14 protein-coding genes and 3 pseudogenes are annotated in these 19,326 nt (G+C 54.3%); 11 read left to right on the forward strand and 6 right to left on the reverse strand.

Annotated features, from left to right (window positions below; all coding sequences use genetic code 11):
• Window positions 1-673 precede the first annotated feature (673 nt).
• The 6 genes from RAE21_RS19200 to RAE21_RS19225 all read left to right on the forward strand — a co-directional run bounded on the left by RAE21_RS19200 (window position 674) and on the right by RAE21_RS19225 (window position 8,675).
• Window positions 674-1,072, forward strand: coding sequence for a hypothetical protein (locus RAE21_RS19200; protein WP_313882784.1), 399 nt, complete (start codon window positions 674-676; stop codon window positions 1,070-1,072).
• A 1,335-nt stretch (window positions 1,073-2,407) separates the two neighbouring features.
• Window positions 2,408-3,103, forward strand: a complete 696-nt coding sequence (locus tag RAE21_RS19205) for a nucleotide-binding protein (RefSeq protein ID WP_313882785.1) — start codon at window positions 2,408-2,410, stop codon at window positions 3,101-3,103.
• Window positions 3,104-3,119: 16 nt separating this feature from the next.
• On the forward strand, window positions 3,120-4,154 hold the full coding sequence (locus RAE21_RS19210) for a ParB/RepB/Spo0J family partition protein (RefSeq protein WP_313882786.1): 1,035 nt from the start codon (window positions 3,120-3,122) through the stop codon (window positions 4,152-4,154).
• 64 nt (window positions 4,155-4,218) lie between these two features.
• Window positions 4,219-5,214 carry an IS1595 family transposase gene (locus RAE21_RS19215; protein ID WP_313881603.1) on the forward strand — a complete coding sequence of 332 codons (996 nt, stop codon included), beginning with the start codon at window positions 4,219-4,221 and terminating at the stop codon, window positions 5,212-5,214.
• A 1,858-nt stretch (window positions 5,215-7,072) separates the two neighbouring features.
• Window positions 7,073-8,116, forward strand: a complete 1,044-nt coding sequence (gene trfA, locus RAE21_RS19220; RefSeq protein ID WP_313882787.1) for a plasmid replication initiator TrfA — start codon at window positions 7,073-7,075, stop codon at window positions 8,114-8,116.
• A 274-nt stretch (window positions 8,117-8,390) separates the two neighbouring features.
• Entirely contained in the window at window positions 8,391-8,675 is a 285-nt protein-coding gene (locus RAE21_RS19225; RefSeq protein WP_313882788.1) for a transposase, read from the forward strand.
• 852 nt (window positions 8,676-9,527) lie between these two features.
• Here the strand turns inward: RAE21_RS19225 and RAE21_RS19230 are convergent.
• The 4 genes and pseudogenes from RAE21_RS19230 to istA (RAE21_RS19245) form a co-directional block, all read right to left on the reverse strand.
• Window positions 9,528-10,019 (reverse strand): hypothetical protein, encoded by a 492-nt coding sequence (locus tag RAE21_RS19230; protein WP_313882789.1) that lies wholly within the window; start codon window positions 10,017-10,019, stop codon window positions 9,528-9,530.
• Window positions 10,020-10,165: 146 nt separating this feature from the next.
• Window positions 10,166-10,497 (reverse strand): annotated as a pseudogene (locus RAE21_RS19235) (hypothetical protein); the annotation flags it as partial.
• A gap of 180 nt (window positions 10,498-10,677) precedes the next feature.
• Entirely contained in the window at window positions 10,678-11,451 is a 774-nt protein-coding gene (gene istB, locus RAE21_RS19240; RefSeq protein WP_313881564.1) for an IS21-like element helper ATPase IstB, read from the reverse strand.
• Window positions 11,452-11,471: 20 nt separating this feature from the next.
• Window positions 11,472-13,004 carry an IS21 family transposase gene (gene istA, locus RAE21_RS19245; RefSeq protein WP_313881606.1) on the reverse strand — a complete coding sequence of 511 codons (1,533 nt, stop codon included), beginning with the start codon at window positions 13,002-13,004 and terminating at the stop codon, window positions 11,472-11,474.
• A gap of 225 nt (window positions 13,005-13,229) precedes the next feature.
• Between istA (RAE21_RS19245) and RAE21_RS19250 the strand changes: the two are divergent.
• From RAE21_RS19250 to RAE21_RS19260, 3 genes and pseudogenes are all read left to right on the forward strand, one after another.
• Window positions 13,230-14,039 (forward strand): annotated as a pseudogene (locus RAE21_RS19250) (tyrosine-type recombinase/integrase); the annotation flags it as partial.
• Window positions 14,040-14,104: 65 nt separating this feature from the next.
• Window positions 14,105-14,395, forward strand: a complete 291-nt coding sequence (locus tag RAE21_RS19255; protein WP_313882790.1) for a CopG family ribbon-helix-helix protein — start codon at window positions 14,105-14,107, stop codon at window positions 14,393-14,395.
• Window positions 14,383-14,673, forward strand: coding sequence for a type II toxin-antitoxin system RelE/ParE family toxin (locus RAE21_RS19260; RefSeq protein WP_313882791.1), 291 nt, complete (start codon window positions 14,383-14,385; stop codon window positions 14,671-14,673). The genes RAE21_RS19255 and RAE21_RS19260 overlap by 13 nt, the downstream gene beginning before the upstream one ends.
• Before the next feature lie 30 nt (window positions 14,674-14,703).
• Here RAE21_RS19260 and RAE21_RS19265 read toward each other — a convergent pair.
• A pseudogene (locus RAE21_RS19265) lies at window positions 14,704-15,068 on the reverse strand (IS3 family transposase); the annotation flags it as partial.
• A 43-nt stretch (window positions 15,069-15,111) separates the two neighbouring features.
• Window positions 15,112-16,713, reverse strand: a complete 1,602-nt coding sequence (tnpC, locus tag RAE21_RS19270; RefSeq protein WP_313881599.1) for an IS66 family transposase — start codon at window positions 16,711-16,713, stop codon at window positions 15,112-15,114.
• Window positions 16,714-16,968: 255 nt separating this feature from the next.
• Between tnpC and istA (RAE21_RS19275) the strand changes: the two genes are divergently transcribed.
• Together istA (RAE21_RS19275) and istB (RAE21_RS19280) are read left to right on the forward strand one after the other, a co-directional pair.
• Window positions 16,969-18,501, forward strand: coding sequence for an IS21 family transposase (gene istA, locus RAE21_RS19275; protein WP_313882792.1), 1,533 nt, complete (start codon window positions 16,969-16,971; stop codon window positions 18,499-18,501).
• A gap of 20 nt (window positions 18,502-18,521) precedes the next feature.
• Window positions 18,522-19,295 (forward strand): IS21-like element helper ATPase IstB, encoded by a 774-nt coding sequence (gene istB / locus RAE21_RS19280; RefSeq protein ID WP_313881564.1) that lies wholly within the window; start codon window positions 18,522-18,524, stop codon window positions 19,293-19,295.
• Window positions 19,296-19,326: the final 31 nt, after the last annotated feature.

Genomic DNA, 19,326 nt, shown 5'->3' on the forward strand with positions numbered 1-19,326 from the left:
ACAACATCGCCTGATGAACCATCGCTCTCAAGTTGCCAGTCTAAGCCGATCTGGTTGGGCTTCACCGCGCAACAAAGTTTTTGGCGTCAACGACAGGGCGTAGCTTCCTTCCCCGAGTTGTTGAGAGCGTAAGCGAGGGTTGCTGCATTTCTGACCAATTAGCACAACCTCTCCAGCAGCAACCTTGAAGGCGTTCAGCAACAAAGTTAAAGCCACCTGCCGCAGTGAAACCAAATCGATGCTTGACGCCCACTTCGATAAGTCTAAGGCGTGCGGAATCTCCATGCGCAAGGCGAATAGGCCGCTGTGCCAAATCGCGATCCATCTAGATACTTCACGCTCTCGCTGATTACAGGCTGACATGAGTTATATGTCTGGGATGTTCTCATTCAGTATTTTGGCGGCTCTCTTCCTCCCTTCACTGCGTACGTTGATGGAGACATTGTTCGAGGGATGCTGAATTTTTATTCATACTGGAAACTCTGGCACTTGCGGTATGTTCATGCTTAGTTTCAAGAAGGGAGCGTACGGGAGCCTCTCCGGCAGTTTCGCATACACTTTTAACGGCGATAACGATTGCTCCATGGATTCGATGTTGGACACCGATGATAAGTACGCCTATTTGCGCGGCTAGAACAACTTCAGGAGTTACCTCAATGCGACGCAGTTGGATATGTCAAAGCGTGAGGTTGTGGGGCAAGCCACCAGTCATACCGGCAACCTTGCTGTGCATCCTGACGGATATGACTTGTCGATTTGTCGGCACCTTCTGGCTTACCTGCTTAGGCCCGATGAGATGGAGCGCGAACGCGCAGAGCCTCTTGAAGCAGACTCCACCACCGGTAAGACACCACGTACTGCAGACAACCTATGCAAGTCAGCACACCAGTTTGAGCGTGCAAACGAACACGATGTAATCCCAATAGACTTTAAATGGGGCTTGCACCACTTTGTGAACAGCGGCTTTCGAGCCCTGCATATTTGGTGCCACATCAAGCAATTGGGTTTCCACTGCATGATTTCAACCATGAAGAAGGCGCCTAAAGGCGATGGGATTGATGAGGTGCGATAGTTTGAATTGGTACATTTGACAAGGTTGTACCAACAGACGGCCTGCGTTTTTCTGCAGCAGTGAGTTGGAATTGGCATCATGATCGGCGGATTGCACATACGAAGATCGCTGGATAGCGAATTGTCTAGTCTGCAGAAGGGGAGACCCTTTAGGTCAATGCAGGGATGGCGGCACTGATTGATCGCTAATGCAACACAAACTTCAGCGCTATGCCCCATAACGATGCAGCACTGAAAACAACGAGGCTTCTTCTGAAATATGGAATTGCGATCATCCCAAGCTCGATGATTGGTTGCTACCAGTACATGGCTCAGCGCGCAAAATACTTCACGCGCTTGTGCAAATAGTTAAACTCCGCGTCTGCTAGGCTTGATGAATACCAGCCAGACGATTGATTCAGTAACGCAAAGCATGCGAGGCTGATTGGGGAGATGAACTGGTTGACGACTTGCGGCTTTCACTGATTTCACTGCAAAGAATATCACAGCCAACCTCGGATCGTTGTCGGGCCACCTTTACAACCCAACTTCCTCTAGAGAAAGTTTTCACCACCTAGCGCATCGAATCACGGGCAAGTAGACTTCAACCAGAGAAACATTCTCCACAGACATCACGCAAAACTTTCCCCAGAGAAAGTTTCACGCTCGCCGCAAGAGCCAACAGGACCAGACAGCAAAGGACTTTTGCTCTATAGAGCTTGAGACCAGGAACTCAGTCCAGGATATGCAATTCCAGAAACCAACAGACTGCAATCCTCGATCCGCCAAAACCAACTTCCGATCTTTCTCCAGAGAAACATCCAGCTCCATGACCTGATGCTCACCCTAAAAAATGAACTTGCGCCACACTCCGCATCAAACCGAAAAGCAGGTGAACTTTCTCCGGGGAAATATTGAAACCAAAAGCGCAAGCCACCTCAAAAATAGCTCACCGGGCTCTCGACTTATCTTGAATACCACCTGGCGCAAACAAATTCACTCTTACGAAACTTCATAAATCGGATGCCTGAGATGCTCAATCCGCAGCCTTGCCCTCAAATCTTTCCCTGGAGAAACTCTGAATACAAGGGTTTGGAAGCCTTGGGCCGATCTAACTTTCTCCAGAGAAAGTTCTCGGTGGCTGGATAATCGCACGTCCGAGAGCATGGGACGCAGTAGTAGCAACCAACATCAATTGATCTAGCAAGCAACACTGAGCAATAAACAACTAGTAAATTAAAACTATTGAATATTGGCAGCAATTGACAAAATATAGTCAAATCTTTACAATAGCTGTCAAACATAGTTAAACACTGATGCGGCGTGACCCGCATTTCATCAAAAGGAGTGCAATACGATGATCTTGATGGTCGGACACGAAAAAGGCGGCGTAGGCAAAAGCACGATCGCCATCACCTTGGCCCATCTCATTGCTCAAGTCACAAAATCCAAAGTAGCTTTGGTAGATACAGATGAGTCCAATAACACATGCATGTGGGGCCAGCTGCGGTCTAGCATGGGACTGACTAGCGATGTAACGATCATGAATCAGGCCATCGACCCAACCGCGAACATACCCAACCTCGCCAAGGTATATGACATCGTGGTGGTTGATGTTGGCGCCGGTGACTACAAGCGATTGATTGAGATGGCCCGGATCGTTGACCTTTGGATTGCGCCGACTGGCCCCAGCCAGAAAGAGGCTGATTCCAACATCAACCTTATCGAAGCCTTCGCAAGCGCTAACCACAAACACAAAAACGGCAAGATTCCCCTCGCGTTCGTCTACAACCGCGCACCCGCAAGTAGCAACTCCACCGAAGCACAGGAAGCCATTGATGCCTTACGTCAGTACGCACCTGAAGTGACAGTGATGAACTCCGTGCTGTGCGAGCGAAAAATCTACCGTGACGCTGACAAGATGGGCCGAACCATCATGGAAATGGCACCAGCTCAACGTCGCAAAGCAGAGGCTGAATTCGTAGCGTTCTTCAACGAAGCATTCAGCATTTACGACCAGTTCCAAAAGGAGGCCAAAAATGGCAACACATAAACCAAAAGGGCCAGTGATGCCCCAACGCCGTCCTGGCGCAGTAGTCATCCCGGCAATTGTTGTGCCGACCATTGGACGCAGCACTGACCATGAGCAGATGCGACGCGCCTTGAGCACTTTGCCTGAAGCGACTACCGTCACGACTACGCCCCGAGCTGTGCCGGGTGAGCGTGCACTGGGCTTCCAAGCCGCAAAGCTCGCCTTGGAAGGTGAGGATTTCGTCATCGGTCAGAACTACATCATTCCGCACCAGCGCATCATTCGCAGCAAAAACAACGCTCGGATTTACTACACCGCTGCCGATCTTGAAGAGACGACTGAAAGCCTGATTCAGAACAAGCAGCTCCAGCCTGCACTGGGTTACGTGCGGGACGGGAAGGTCGTATTGACGGATGGCGGTAAGCGCCTGCAAGCCTCGGCGATGGCTGGCATTTACACACTGGAAGTGAAGATCATTCCAGAGCCAGAAACAGAAGCGGAAGAGTACGAGCAGTCCCGCTTGATCAACCTGCATCGCAGCGCTCAAAGTGGCATTGATGACGCCTTCAAGTGGAAAGAGTTGCTTGATCGAGGCGTCTACCGGACGCAAGAAGAACTGGCAACACGGTTGGGCGTGAAGCCACCACAGGTGTCGAAAATACTGGGCATCACCCGCATCCCAGAACGGCTGATCAAGACGATGGTGGAGCATCCGTCTACAAGTGGATGGGCCATGGCGTATGCGATCAGCCAAATCTTCGAAACCAAAGTGGTTCAAGAGCGTGGAGCCGAAGAGTGCGAAAAGATCGCTGAAGAGATCGTGGATATGGCCACCAAGGGCGACCTGAGCCGTAGCCAAGTCGAGGCCTTGATCAAAAAGCGCATGGATGGCCCAAAAACCCGTCTACAGCCTCTCACAAACGCGATCAACTACGGCGGCATTGCGGGCACGCTGAAAGTGTTTCCACAGCGCGGCCAGCTCGATCTGTCGTTCACCGGCCTGGCACCGGAGAAGGTCACCGAGTTGGAAGAACTGATCAAGAAAGCGCTGAGCGAGCAAAAGGCGAACTGAGGGTTTAACACCCCTTTCAAAAGGCTCTGTCACCTTATCGTGTTGGTGAGTACACTTTGGCGCTATGCGCCGCCGAGATTTCCAGCGGTTGGTGGAGTCCTTAGAGTCCCTCAGCCCCCATCAATTGCGTCAACTGGACGAGACCGTAAGCAAGCTCGCCCAGCAAACTGCCGTGCGGGAGCTCGTAACTGCGCATGTGGAACGTGAGGGGCAATGCCCTCACTGCCAAGGTAATGCGTTCCAGCGGTGGGGGACTACTGCGTCCGGGGAGCAGCGATACCGGTGCAAGAAGTGCTTCAAGAGCTTCACCGGGCTCACGGGTTCCCCGTTAAACGGCCTCTGGCATAAAAGTCTGCTGCTGGAGTACGCCCAGTGCATGAAGGTCGGTTTGAGCGTGCGAGAGACTGCTGAGCAACTCGGACTGCACCGCAATGTGGTGTTTCGTTGGCGACACCGACTGATGCCGCCAAATAGCGCGCATCAACCCGAAGCATTAGAGGGAGTGGCAGAGGTCGATGAAGCCTTCTTTCGGGAGTCGTTTAAGGGTCTCAAGAAAGGAATGCCTCGAACAGCCCATAAGCGCGCTATGCCGGCGGGCAAGCGAGGAATCTCCAAAGAGCAGATTCCTGTACTTACAGCCGTATCCCGCGGCTCCCGCACAAGCTTCATGTCTGTGTTACCTGGTGTACCAAGTGCTTCCTCGATTACTTCTTCTTTGGGGCCGCTCCTGTCCAAAGATACGGTCTTGGTATCGGACTCAGCAAGTTCGTATAAAACCGCAGCCAAGAACTTGGGAATTGTTATCCGTCAAATCCCCAGGGGGACTCACAAGCTGGGGCCGTATCACATCCAGAACGTTAACGCTCTGCACAGTCGCATGAAGAGCTGGTTCAAACCCTTTAAGGGAGTTGCAACGAAGTACCTCCCTGTCTACTTGGCGTGGTTCCGGTTCTACGACGAGAGCGGATGGTCACGAGTCCCTGAAGACTTGATAAAGGATGTCATATCCAGACCGCGTGTGAGACCCAACGGCCCCTCTGAAACATCAACATTGGAGTAAATTCCAACACGATAAGGTGACAGAGCCTTTCAAAAAGGCCACCCTCGGGTGGCTTTTTTTCGCCAGAAAACAATCAGCCCCAGAGTGGAAAACGTGCTGTACCGCTAATACGGATCTTGAGCACTTGGACTGCCTATCTGGGTGAGAACGCTCATGGATATTAGCGCTCCAGCTGGTGTCGTGTTGCTCCGCTAATACTGTTAATCAGCAAAACCCGACGTCTCGCGGTCACAGGACTGAGTGAAAAAGGCACAACGTGTTGTTCCGCTAATAGATTGGGACCGATTTTTAATCGCCATACGCCCATGGAAACCGTCTTGTTGTGACGTTCCCGCTCAAGAACGTGCTGTACCGCTAATACGTTTGCCCTTTTTTCAGCCCATCACACAAGGCGCGAAGCAAAGCTAACGGCGTTGGATGCCAAAAACGTGTTGCTCCGCTAATAGTAGTGGCCGGAATCAGGGCCTGACCCCATAGCAGGCGTGTTGTTCCGCTAATACTTCGACGTCGCGGATGGGCAGAGTGGAAGTCCAGAACCACCATGGGTAGGCGCGTCCAAGGAGAAACGTGTTGTTCCGCTAATAAATCATGAGTACAACGTCCACAGCTACCCAAAGTGTCATGGTTCAACGCATTGAAACGGTGTCATAGCTCGGGAGGGAAATATTCAGTGCCCTTAGTATTAGCGGACGAACACGATTTTGCATCGCTCTCAGAAATTAGCCGTTACAAATAGGAAGATTTAGCGAAAGCGAACACTAACTTCAATCCAAAAATAATTTATCAGCGTCTGACTCCAAGGAAAAGCAAGACCAGCGAGCCGCAGATCAAGATCGTGTTGTTCCGCTAATAGCCTGCTCCATAGCGATCTCAAGGCAAACCGGCTGGAAGGCCTATGGATAAAGGGTTTGCACGATAGGCCGTGTTGTTCCGCTAATAGACCGTACTGTGTAAAAGTCACTATCAGATGCAAAAAACTCACGCAACGATGCAAGAACACATCAAAAGCCAGGACGCAGAAAGATTGAGCACTTGTATTAGCGGACGAACACGATTTAAGAAACGCATTCAACAAACATATTTATAGAAGGGCTCTCCCAAGAGGGTAAGCACTAACATATGAAAGAGACAGTCCCACTCTATCGTGTTGCAGCGCTAATACTTTGTTCATTTACCCAGTGCAGCGGGATGAGTGCGACCAGAATCCAAACGAAGTGAGTTTTAGATAGCGAGAAATGGGGGACTGATCAATCGTGTTGTACCGCTAATAGAAATAAGTCGCTAAAAGAGTCGGTGATGGGATGCCAAATTTCGGTGAAAGGCAGGGTGTGATTAAAAAATAATCAAACCATTAGCGGTACAACACGATTGTGCCAACCGACATCAAGAAATCCATTGCTGACGATGCCTATACAATGAGCAGACACTAACTTAACAGAAGGAAATAGGGGGGAAGCGTGTTGCTCCGCTAATGATTTAATGAGCTACCTGTGGATAAGTGGGTGGCGACTATTAGCGATGTGTCATTCCGCTAATAGCGCTGTGCTGTTCCGCTAATAGCGATACGACGCTTAGCTATTAGCGGATCAACACTCAAAATCTCTTGAAACCCGCATGAATAGGGCGTTTGCGGCCTCCTAAGTCTTTCTTAAAGTCTTTCTTAAAGTCTTCGCGATGGCTCTCCGATGGGGTTATTGAGTCCAAAACGCACACTTTATAAATTTTCAAAGCCAAAGAAAAAACGTGCTGCTCCGCTAATACTGTCGCTTGACGCACAAGGTTTTGATGCATCTAATCCACAGACGTAACAAACCCGGACGCCATGCGAGCCCTAGCCGATCTACTTCCTGAAGACACGATGCAACCACATGTTGCAAAGGCAGTTACTGCATCAGGAAAAAAGGAAGCGGCAAAATCAGCACTGAAACCAGCAACCAAGCCCCGTACAGTTGCAGAGATCTCGGATAAGAGCAAAGACTTTTTGGCGAAACGAGTCGAAAAAGCCAAGAAAGCATTGGAATCTGAAACTGCTGGGGAAGTCGTTGTCCGAAGGGTTCCAAGCAGTGCAAGTATCGAGCAACGAGTATTGCAAGCCGTTCTGCCGTTGTGGGACGATGAAAACAGAGCTGTCCCAAACCATTTCATCCGCTCTGGTCTATTCACCGTGAACAGCGGTCTTCAACGCGAGTTCATACCTGATCTAAAAATTGCCTCGCTCTCCAATTTGGATGTGCTCTACAGAGGCGAAGAGCTACATCAGTCAGACCTAACGGTCTGGATGGCCTTGATAAATTTGGCTCGAAACAAGCCCTTGTCCGAAGGCATTTTCTTCACCGGATATCAGATCGTGACCGACTGCGGCTGGCGTCTGCATTCTGATAGCTACAAGAAAGTCAAAGACGCGATCAAGCGATTGAAAGTGACCGCGATATCTATCTCGGCCAAAGGCAATGAGTCGGCCTATACCGGATCGTTGATTCGTGACTATGCGTTCACCGATGCTAATTCAGAAGATGGCGATACAAAGTGGATGGTTCGATTTGAGCCGCGCATATCCGCATTGTTCATGGAAGACACAACGACTTTTCTGCAATGGGAAGAGCGTAAGCGGATCGGCCCCCGCGCCAAGCTCGCGCAGTGGTTGCACGCTTTCTACTTCTCCCACCGGGGCGACCCACTTCCAAACGCTGTTTCTCGTCTACACGAGCTTTGCAGATCCAAAGATTCATTGAGTAGCTTCCGACGCAACCTCAAGACCGCATTGATGCACCTCCAAGAGCGCGACTTGCTGGAATCCTTCACTGTCGTAAACGACATGGTTCGAGTCACTAAGTATTCCAAGCCACGCCTTGCAGCGGTCAAGAAGCCTCGTATAACAACGAAGAAAAAAGTAACAGAGTAAATCGCTCAACGACCCAGTAGGGCCCTCCTAGCTGAATTAGGGCTTGAGACCTGCCACGGTGCGATCCCTTCCAAAATGTCATCGCTAGCATCAGGCCAGTAACCAGTAGATATGCAAGTGAAGTTCACCAATAGGGCTTATTGGAACCTCTTGGCACCGTTCTACAAGTAGTTCGCGCGACTAGTGATCTTATGCGTAAGCGGCCAGCGAAGTCACCTTGTTGACCGACCCTCGACCTTGCAACATTGCGTCCACAACAATTGATCGTGGACACATGTACACCAACAAGCAACTCACTCCGACTGGCCGCGGCCGTCGCTCCTACAGCCCTGAGTTCAAGGCCCAATTGGTGGCCGCCTGCCGCATCCCCGGCATGTCGGTCGCCTCCGTGGCCCGAAACCACGGCATCAATCACAACATCCTGCACCGCTGGTTGCGTGAGCTGTCTGACAGTGGCCATCGGAAATCTAGATGGGATGGCCGGACGCTTACGTACATCACGACACAACGGCAGCATCTACTACTTGCCGGCCCGTGGCGCTGGCTGCAAATGAAGTGAGTTTCAAGCGGCCACAGAGCATGCGCAATTGATTGCCATGCAACTCGAAGTGGGTGAAGTCCAGCCGTGTGAGAAAAATGAGTTAGCACTTCTCCGATGAGAAGCAGGGTGCCTCTGTAACACAGAACAGAAACGGCCAGTACGCTGCAAGCCTGCGCTTTCGCATGGATGATGACAACATTGAAAAGCGTGTGACGTAAGAGGAGGGCACACTACAGGTGCGGTGTAGGCTATCATCAATCGTATCAATGCTCATCTGGTTGGTTTGCGACGCGCTCTGGTGTCGCTGCCTGTGGGACCGGTTGAAATTGAGCTTGCATTGAAAACTGCCCCGCATCGGGGGTCTCGATTAATGACGCGCTCATACGGGTCTAAATGATCTGAGCGAGGCTAGGGGAGAGCGGGTTGCTTGCTGCCTAGCATGACAAGGACCAATGAGTTAAGTGAACCGCAGGGGCGGGTCCATAGAACCAATGCAGTGGATTTAAATTTGAGCCGTGACAGTGTTGTCATGTCCCGCCGTCTTTGTGACGCCACAACCGGTGTGCGTTTGGTCAGAAGCGGAAACTAAGCTTCTCTCGAGCGGCCATTTTGTCGGGGTCTGCTGGGACGCTTGATCAGCTCGCTCGTTCTTGTTGCCGCCCACAGAAATATGACTATCAAGATTCCATCGGCGCCAACACTCCAACCTCAAAGACTTCAGTGATTTCGGTGAATCTAGAGTACGGTGGTGCTTATCTATGATTGACTTGATCATCCAGCTGGTAATCGTGATCCAAATTACCTTTTGGTGGATTACCTTAAGAATTTTCGTTCATGGGGGTGGTGGTTATTTACTACTTCGAGATCAGATCAAACGTGGTCAAGTTTTGGGTGAATGGATGAAAGGTGAATTGACACTCCACCAGCGATGTCACGTCCAATTGCCGTACAGAGGCGTTCCGCCTTCAGCGGCTCTCTTGCATTGAGCAGCTCCTGTACTGCGGGTGACTCCAGTTGTAAGGTTGGATAGAGCAACCTCGCAGAAATGATAGGCAACCCAGTTGGCGTGTATTGCGATGCGCCTTTGAATCCATTGCCCGACTTAACTTTTGCACTCATTACCTGATCTTTAGAAAGCATGGCTAACCGTACTTCTTGTGCCTTTGCGCTTGGGCTGTTCAAGTGAGAACGGACCTTCTGCAATACGCTGTGAGTCATTGGGTGTTTAGGCAAACGGTCCAAGTAGTCAGCCACCTCTTTCAGTAAATCCAGCGTCGTTTGGTGAGCATCGGCGTCTACTTGTTCATAGCGCTCGCTATCCTGAGGGGTCATCGCAAAATTTCCTTTGATTTGGTAGTGCAATTCTGGCTTGAATATCCAGAAAAATCATAAATAGAGATTGCGAGTTGCTTGCACACCTTCCTGCGAACTCAAGTCGGGTCTACGGTTCGACCGTTAACGCCAAAAGGAAATGTGGTTCCCTGTAAATTTTTGGATGAGCTGTTTCCTTAGTCCGCGCTGAATAAAACAATTATCAAACGACCAAGCGAAACTGGCAATGCTGCATGTCTGGAATTCCTTGCAGTAACGCTCGTAAGTTCAAGCCATATAGAGTACAAAGAAGCAGCAGCTTCTTGATCAACATACGGATGTTGTGGCCAGCGCCACAAAGAACCGCATGCAACGCGTCCCCGATAGCGCCTTTGAGGGGATTTCTTCCCAGTCTGCCGTCCATCTTCATGTGACCGATCGCGGGTTCAATGGCACTGCGCCGTTTGATCATGGCTTTCATAGCCTGTGTTACCCCTGTGCGCTGACCAGACCTCAGGATCTGCGTCCCTGTTAACTCCTGCGTATTTCGGCGAAGATGAACGGCGATTCCGGGATCGTGAACATGGATTCCGGCCAATATGAACGCAGCGGCAGTGAGGAACTGATATTGCGCTCTTTTATTTTAGGCCGAGGTGGTTTTTCGGCAGAGTGACTCCTTGTCAGGTTGGTTGATTGGGGCTTTTCTTAATCAACCCGCCGCGGACTCAGCGTTGGCGGTTTTGCCTTTTCCGGGTGCAGGTTTCTTTCGCAACGACTCACCCGTGATCGTGAAGCGATGATGGTTCTCCATTAACCGGTCCAGCATCGCATCGGCCACTGTCGGGTCACCAATCCACTCGTGCCAATGCTCAATGGGCAACTGACTGGTAATGATCGTGGCCCGACTTGATGTCCTGTCATCAATGATCTCCAGCAAGTCCGCCCGGCTCTGGCTGTCCAGCGCAGCCATGCCCCAGTCATCGAGCAGCAGGACATCGGTTTTGCGGATCTGATCGAGCCACTTGCCAAACGTGCCGTTGGCATGGCGGATACGCAATTCCTCCCCCAGTCGTGGCACCCGCTGGTAGTGGGCACTGAAGCCCCGCCGGCACGCATGTTGGGCCAACGCACAGGCCAGCCAGGATTTACCCGCCCCGGTCGGCCCCGTAATCAGCACAGCATGTCCGCTTTGCACCCACCCGCCCAGGGCCAGACTCATCACTGCACTGCGTTGAATGCCGCGCCCGGCGCGGCTGTCAATGTCTTCGATAGCCGCTTGCGGATACTTCAGCCTAGCCTGTTTCAACAGGCGGGTTTGGCGCTTGTCATTGCGCCAGTGCACCTCCCTGTCTACCAATAGCGCCAACCGCTCTTCAAAGCTCATGGCCGCCACGCCTGCTTGACTGAGCTGCTCCTGCAGCCCCGTGGCCAAGCCCTCCAGCCTCAATTCACGCAGTTGGGCTAATGTCGTATTCATCATCATGGGGGTCTCTCCATTCGTCTCTATTGGTAATAGCCAGGCCCGCGCACGTGAGCATGTGCCGGGCTGCTCCACTCGGGGGCCTCGGTCTTAAGCAACTGATCCCCGCGGTTGACCAGGATGTCGCGGATATGGCTGTATTTGCAGGTGCCCAACTGCAGCGCCATCAAGCTCGCCGCTTCCAGCCTGGCATGGCCGTATCGGCGCCCCAGGGAGAGCAAACCCAAGCAGGCCCGGTAGGCATGTTCAGGGTGGCGCTGGCGCTCCAGCATCTTGCTCACTACCCCGGCCGTGGCCACGCCGATTTGCTCGCCCCAGGCCAGAAGCCGCTCCGGACTCCACTGTGCATGCGCCCGGTGTGCCTCTGGCATGTGTTCATCCGTCGTGGTGAAGCCGCCCCGGCGAGCGCTTCTGAGGTGGCTGCACACCCGCTGGCCCCGGTTCAGAATCTCCAGTGTGGTGCGGGTCACCCGCAGCTCCAGCGTCTGGCCCACCAGTGCATGTGGAACGCTATAGCGGTGGCCTTCAAACTCGACGTGATAGTCAATGTGTACTTTGACCGTCTTGAATACCGCAAGCTCAAACGGTTCAGGCGGCAGGGCCATCAATGCTGGCACATCCAGGGCGGTAAACGCGCTTGCCCGGCATCCGGGTAGCTTCTGAAACGGTTTGTTGTTCAGATACTCCAGCAAAGGGGCAATGGCTGCGTTGACCTCAGTGACGCTAAGAAACGATTGATGCCGCAGTCGCGCCAATATCCAGCGCTCAACAATCTGGACCGTGGACTCGACTTTGGCCTTGTCCTGCGGGTGGTAGGCACGCGCAGGTAGTACGCTGCAGCCGTAATGGCATGCAAAGTCCAGCACGGTGTCAGTAGCTCGGGGCTCGTAACGGCTGACCTGCGCAATCACTGCGCGCGGGTTGTCCGGCACGATTAGCTGCGGCACTCCACCATAGAAGGTCAGCGCCTTGACACACCCCTCCAGCCAATCTGCCGTGGTCTGTGCAGGTGTCGCCCACGCGAAGGCGTAACCTGAGGCGCCCAAGGCGGCCACGAAGATATTGGCTTTACCACCCTCGGCCAGCACAATGGTCGGGCCAGCGTAGTCAATGAACAGTTTTTCTCCGGCGCGATGCACTTGGCGCATTGAGCGCTTCAGTGTCTTGGCAAACCGGCGGTAGTGCTCGCAGAATTGGGTGTACTGGTAAGGCCTGACCTGGGTGTCTTCGGCCCACTTGGCGCAGTATTCTTGCCACAGCAGCATCAACGTAACGCCTTTGCCGCGCAGCTCCAAGTGCACCCGTGCGTAGTCAGGCGCAACAAAGACAACGGGCTCACTTTGCTGGCCCCGCAATTTGCGGTGTAACTCTCCCTCATCCAAGGTTTCTATGGCACTCCAATCCAGTCCTGCTGCAAGAGCCTGACGGATGTATTTGGAGATGACGCCTTTGGACAGTCCCAGGGCTTGGGATATCTGATCGTAGGGTAGCCTGCACTCCAGGCTCAATCTCAATGTTTCTTTAACTTTGCGCATCGCGATCTTTCGGGCGGGCATCCGGCCTCCTGTCAAAAATCAGGCAGCCTACCCGCCAGGGTGGTCTCATTTGCGCAACTTCAGTCCCCACTTCTATGCAGGCATACGCCTGCGCCACATTCGCTGTTCACGACTCCGAAATCAACGTTCACGATGCCGAAATCCTTAGCTGCAAGCTATCAAAACGCCCGTTCACGTTGCCCGAAATGGCTGTTCACGTTCGTCCGAAATACCCACCCAGAATGAAAGCCCTTCACCGGCCCACTTTCCGCTCGATCAGTGGCTTACGCTCTCTCCGTGCTGGGCGCCATGTACCGCTGGCTGATGGAACAAGGCTATGTACTGACCAACCCATTTGCTGGCATTAAGGTGCGCGGCACCGCACGTACCAACGCCATGGAAACCCATCACGTCTTTACGGAGGGCGAATGGGCGCTGATCCGTACGATCGCCGACGGCCTGGAATGGTCCTATGGGTGGACGCCCCTGGCTGCACAACGGCTGCGCTTTATTCTGGACTTCGCGTATGCAACGGGTCTGCGTATCAGTGAATTGGTCGGGGTAACTTTGCGCGCGGTGCATGTGGATGACCATGACGACCAGTGGCTGCTCCTGGTGGGCAAAGGCAGCAAGCCGGGCAAGGTGGCATTGCCTCCACTGGCTCGTTCTGCCCTGCAGCGATACCTGCTTCAGCGAGGACTACCGACCACGCCAAGCATGTGGATTCCGACGACCAAGTTGATTGGGGCCATGGATCTGGTTAGCCAGACTGGCATTTCCTCAACCCGGCTCTGGGTCGTGATGAAGCGGTTCTTTGAAACGGCGGCCAATGAAGTTGAATCGGAGAGCCCGGCCCTTGCTGAAAAGCTGCGTCTGGCCACTCCTCATTGGATGCGGCATACCCATGCAACCCATGCACTGGCTAAAGGCGCAGAGCTGACTTCAGTGCGGGACAATTTGCGTCATGCTTCGATTGCGACCACGTCGATCTACCTGCACGGGGATGATCTCAAACGGGCCAAGCAAATGGGCAGCGCGTTCTTGGCGAGGGAGTGATCCAACAGACTGACTGCGAATGATATATCATTTAGTAGTCAAAGGTATCATCTGAGAGGTTTCATATGACAGCTACAGCCTTACGCCCCACCACCATTAAGATTGACACTGAAACTAAAGAGCGGGTGAAGCGCCTGGCCGAAGCTCGCCATCGAAGCTCCCACTGGATGATTCTTGAGGCGATCCGTCAGTATGTTGGACGCGAAGAAAAGCGCGAATTGATGCGCCAAGATGGGCTTCGAGCCTGGAGCGACTATCAGGCAAATGGCCTGCATGTGACGCATGCAGAGGCCGAGGCCTGGATGGCCAAGCTGGAGGCGGGCCAAGATGTTGCGCCACCTGCATGCCACGTCTGATCTGGGCACCAGCGGCACTGCTGGACTTACAGCGTCTCCATCGATTTCTTGCCGAGAAGAACGTCGATGCAGCCAAGCGCGGGGTGCGGGCCATTCGCGAAGGAATGAAAGTTATCACCAAGCAGCCAGGTATCGGTCGCCCGGTAGAAGATATGGAGCCGGAGTTCCGTGAGTGGTTAATTGATTTTGGGGAGAGCGGATATGTGGTGCTGTACCGCTACGATGGTGAAATTGCTGCGGTCTTGGCTGTTCGGCATCAGCGCGAATTGGGTTACTGACACCTAACTTTGATTTTTCGGGGACTGGGCAAATTTAGCGAGGTTACGGCCGTCCCCCAGCTTGTCGTGCATGAAGTCCATCGACAACCAGACCTGATTGATGGCCTCTGGCACAGCCAAAGGCTCGGGTTTCTCACGCACCAAGCGCTTCCTAGGCTTGATACGTAGGTTCAACTCCAGCTCACGATAGATGCGGTACACGCGTTTATGGTTCCACCCGAAACTCTTCACGTTGCGCAGGTACAGGTAACACAGTCCAAATCCCCAGTTGCGGTGGTTGTCCGTCAGGCGAATCAGCCAGTCCGCTATGAGGGCGTTCTCGGCGTCTTGCTTGGGCTCATAGCGGTAGCAGGACTCGCTCAACATAACGCTGCACAGGCCAGCCGTATGGGGATGCTGTGTGTCTGAACGTAACCGGTCACTGGCCAGCGTTATTGCCTACGTTACCAAACCGTGTAATGGTGAACGCAATGTATTCTCGGCGAAGTGCTGCTTCCATTGACGAGGCGTCAGTTCTGAAACCCTGGAGGCGGGGTGGTGGCCTACGCGTTGCAAGACATCAACCAGGTAGGTGTAGGGGTCAATGTCATGTAAACGGCATGTCACGATCAGGCTCTGCATGATGCCCGCGTGCTTGGCGCCCACCTCCGTCCAGCAGAACAACCAATTGCGCCTGCCCATTGGTATCGCGCGCAAGGCGCGTTCCAGATGGTTCGTATCCATGGCCGCATCCGCATCGCCCAGAAACACCTGCAGTTGCGCGCGGCGCTCGCGTGCATAGGCCAATGCCTTGGTCAACGGATTGCTGGGCAGGAAGCCTTGCCGCTCGAACTGCAAATCCACCCATTCAAAGAAGTTCTGCACCAGCGGTTTGCTGTGGCTTAGACGGTGCTCTCGTTTGGCATCCCCGTAGAGGTCACGTTCACGAATGGCTTCTTCCTGGGCGTAAATCTCGCCAATTTGCTGCAGCGCCTGGCCAGCGGCCTGTGGCTCGGCCCCTAGAGCTTCAAAGAAGCCACGCCTGCAGTGCGCCCAGCATTGGGCATGCGTAATGCCGGTCTTGGCAGCGTAACGTGCATAGGCCTCATAGCCGTCAGTGAGCAGCACGGCATCTGTGGCCCCTGGCAGCCCCAATGCCTGCTGTACGTGCTCGTGGCGGCGCGACTCGAAATAGGCAAAGCACACCTCATCGAGTTCGCCGTACACAGGCCAGAAGTAGGCCGACTTCATCTTGCAGGGCCCACTGCGCCCGGCCTTGATGGGGGTCTCGTCCATTGCCTTGACCCGGCTGTTGCGGATCGACTCGAGCTGCGTGTCGTAAATCGGCTCCAGCAGGGAAATGGTCTTTTGCGCCAGTTGCGTCAGCCACGCCCGGCTGAGTTTGAAGCCCGCTTGGCTCAGGCGCTGGTGCTGCCGGTACAGCGGAATGTGCCAGGCAAACTTGTCAACAACAACGCCTGCGAGCAAGCTCACGTCAGCGCGGCTGCTCTCAATGATGCCTGTTGGCGCGCCCGCACAGTGCAGGGTTTGCGTGTTGTGGCGCTTGATGACAGAGCGCACATACTTCAGCACCACATAGGCACCGGGGCGCTGTGCCAAGCGGTGGCTGACCTTCTGGCTGACAACCTCGTACTGATCGGGCGAGAGGTCTTTGGTCTCGGGGTTGGCCAGCTCGATGGTGTGCACGGGCACCTTGGTTTCGTCAAAGAACGATGCGGGCGTGCCCTCGTCGGCAAAGTTGCTGCGGGGTTTGCGTCGCTGGTGTGCAGGGATGGTGTTGGAGTCGGAGTCGGCTTCGGGCGCATCAGTGGCAGGGAGGTCGCCCAGGAGTTGCCCCAGGTGCATTTGCTGCGCATCGGGCAAGGGTGCAAAGCGCTCGCTCTTCTTGCCAAAGAGTTGGCGTTTGAACCATTCGAGCTGCTGCTCCAGCGCGCTGATGCTGGCGGCCTGTGCTTGCAGTGTCTGCGCGATGCTCTGCGGCGACAGCCCCATGACCGTTTCGACGGTAAATGTGGGAGTGCTGGTATTGGGCATCGACATGGGCCTTATCTTGCGGCCTTTAGGGACAAAGCAAAAGAGTTGGGTATTTCGGACGAACGTGAACAGCCATTTCGGGCAACGTGAACGGGCGTTTTGATAGCTTGCAGCTAAGGATTTCGGCATCGTGAACGTTGATTTCGGAGTCGTGAACAGCGAATGTGGCGCAGGCGTATGCCTGCATAGAAGTGGGGACTGAAGTTGCGCAAATGAGACCACCCTGGCGGGTAGGCTGCCTGATTTTTGACAGGAGGCCGGATGCCCGCCCGAAAGATCGCGATGCGCAAAGTTAAAGAAACATTGAGATTGAGCCTGGAGTGCAGGCTACCCTACGATCAGATATCCCAAGCCCTGGGACTGTCCAAAGGCGTCATCTCCAAATACATCCGTCAGGCTCTTGCAGCAGGACTGGATTGGAGTGCCATAGAAACCTTGGATGAGGGAGAGTTACACCGCAAATTGCGGGGCCAGCAAAGTGAGCCCGTTGTCTTTGTTGCGCCTGACTACGCACGGGTGCACTTGGAGCTGCGCGGCAAAGGCGTTACGTTGATGCTGCTGTGGCAAGAATACTGCGCCAAGTGGGCCGAAGACACCCAGGTCAGGCCTTACCAGTACACCCAATTCTGCGAGCACTACCGCCGGTTTGCCAAGACACTGAAGCGCTCAATGCGCCAAGTGCATCGCGCCGGAGAAAAACTGTTCATTGACTACGCTGGCCCGACCATTGTGCTGGCCGAGGGTGGTAAAGCCAATATCTTCGTGGCCGCCTTGGGCGCCTCAGGTTACGCCTTCGCGTGGGCGACACCTGCACAGACCACGGCAGATTGGCTGGAGGGGTGTGTCAAGGCGCTGACCTTCTATGGTGGAGTGCCGCAGCTAATCGTGCCGGACAACCCGCGCGCAGTGATTGCGCAGGTCAGCCGTTACGAGCCCCGAGCTACTGACACCGTGCTGGACTTTGCATGCCATTACGGCTGCAGCGTACTACCTGCGCGTGCCTACCACCCGCAGGACAAGGCCAAAGTCGAGTCCACGGTCCAGATTGTTGAGCGCTGGATATTGGCGCGACTGCGGCATCAATCGTTTCTTAGCGTCACTGAGGTCAACGCAGCCATTGCCCCTTTGCTGGAGTATCTGAACAACAAACCGTTTCAGAAGCTACCCGGATGCCGGGCAAGCGCGTTTACCGCCCTGGATGCGCCAGCATTGATGGCCCTGCCGCCTGAACCGTTTGAGCTTGCGGTATTCAAGACGGTCAAAGTACACATTGACTATCACGTCGAGTTTGAAGGCCACCGCTATAGCGTTCCACATGCACTGGTGGGCCAGACGCTGGAGCTGCGGGTGACCCGCACCACACTGGAGATTCTGAACCGGGGCCAGCGGGTGTGCAGCCACCTCAGAAGCGCTCGCCGGGGCGGCTTCACCACGACGGATGAACACATGCCAGAGGCACACCGGGCGCATGCACAGTGGAGTCCGGAGCGGCTTCTGGCCTGGGGCGAGCAAATCGGCGTGGCCACGGCCGGGGTAGTGAGCAAGATGCTGGAGCGCCAGCGCCACCCTGAACATGCCTACCGGGCCTGCTTGGGTTTGCTCTCCCTGGGGCGCCGATACGGCCATGCCAGGCTGGAAGCGGCGAGCTTGATGGCGCTGCAGTTGGGCACCTGCAAATACAGCCATATCCGCGACATCCTGGTCAACCGCGGGGATCAGTTGCTTAAGACCGAGGCCCCCGAGTGGAGCAGCCCGGCACATGCTCACGTGCGCGGGCCTGGCTATTACCAATAGAGACGAATGGAGAGACCCCCATGATGATGAATACGACATTAGCCCAACTGCGTGAATTGAGGCTGGAGGGCTTGGCCACGGGGCTGCAGGAGCAGCTCAGTCAAGCAGGCGTGGCGGCCATGAGCTTTGAAGAGCGGTTGGCGCTATTGGTAGACAGGGAGGTGCACTGGCGCAATGACAAGCGCCAAACCCGCCTGTTGAAACAGGCTAGGCTGAAGTATCCGCAAGCGGCTATCGAAGACATTGACAGCCGCGCCGGGCGCGGCATTCAACGCAGTGCAGTGATGAGTCTGGCCCTGGGCGGGTGGGTGCAAAGCGGACATGCTGTGCTGATTACGGGGCCGACCGGGGCGGGTAAATCCTGGCTGGCCTGTGCGTTGGCCCAACATGCGTGCCGGCGGGGCTTCAGTGCCCACTACCAGCGGGTGCCACGACTGGGGGAGGAATTGCGTATCCGCCATGCCAACGGCACGTTTGGCAAGTGGCTCGATCAGATCCGCAAAACCGATGTCCTGCTGCTCGATGACTGGGGCATGGCTGCGCTGGACAGCCAGAGCCGGGCGGACTTGCTGGAGATCATTGATGACAGGACATCAAGTCGGGCCACGATCATTACCAGTCAGTTGCCCATTGAGCATTGGCACGAGTGGATTGGTGACCCGACAGTGGCCGATGCGATGCTGGACCGGTTAATGGAGAACCATCATCGCTTCACGATCACGGGTGAGTCGTTGCGAAAGAAACCTGCACCCGGAAAAGGCAAAACCGCCAACGCTGAGTCCGCGGCGGGTTGATTAAGAAAAGCCCCAATCAACCAACCTGACA

The organism is Rhodoferax potami, from assembly GCF_032193765.1.
In the GTDB taxonomy this organism is placed as follows: Bacteria; Pseudomonadota; Gammaproteobacteria; order Burkholderiales; family Burkholderiaceae_C; genus Allorhodoferax; species Allorhodoferax potami.

Coding starts and splice junctions, on each gene's coding strand:
- trfA (WP_313882787.1), top strand. CDS start 7,073: ATGCAACCACATGTTGCAAAGGCAGTTACTGCATCAGGAAAAAAGGAA.
- RAE21_RS19260 (WP_313882791.1), top strand. CDS start 14,383: ATGCCACGTCTGATCTGGGCACCAGCGGCACTGCTGGACTTACAGCGT.
- RAE21_RS19215 (WP_313881603.1), top strand. CDS start 4,219: ATGCGCCGCCGAGATTTCCAGCGGTTGGTGGAGTCCTTAGAGTCCCTC.
- RAE21_RS19255 (WP_313882790.1), top strand. CDS start 14,105: ATGACAGCTACAGCCTTACGCCCCACCACCATTAAGATTGACACTGAA.
- istA (WP_313881606.1), bottom strand. CDS start 13,004: ATGCCCGCCCGAAAGATCGCGATGCGCAAAGTTAAAGAAACATTGAGA.
- RAE21_RS19205 (WP_313882785.1), top strand. CDS start 2,408: ATGATCTTGATGGTCGGACACGAAAAAGGCGGCGTAGGCAAAAGCACG.
- RAE21_RS19200 (WP_313882784.1), top strand. CDS start 674: ATGTCAAAGCGTGAGGTTGTGGGGCAAGCCACCAGTCATACCGGCAAC.
- tnpC (WP_313881599.1), bottom strand. CDS start 16,713: ATGTCGATGCCCAATACCAGCACTCCCACATTTACCGTCGAAACGGTC.
- istB (WP_313881564.1), bottom strand. CDS start 11,451: ATGATGATGAATACGACATTAGCCCAACTGCGTGAATTGAGGCTGGAG.
- istA (WP_313882792.1), top strand. CDS start 16,969: ATGCCCGCCCGAAAGATCGCGATGCGCAAAGTTAAAGAAACATTGAGA.
- RAE21_RS19225 (WP_313882788.1), top strand. CDS start 8,391: ATGTACACCAACAAGCAACTCACTCCGACTGGCCGCGGCCGTCGCTCC.
- RAE21_RS19210 (WP_313882786.1), top strand. CDS start 3,120: ATGCCCCAACGCCGTCCTGGCGCAGTAGTCATCCCGGCAATTGTTGTG.
- istB (WP_313881564.1), top strand. CDS start 18,522: ATGATGATGAATACGACATTAGCCCAACTGCGTGAATTGAGGCTGGAG.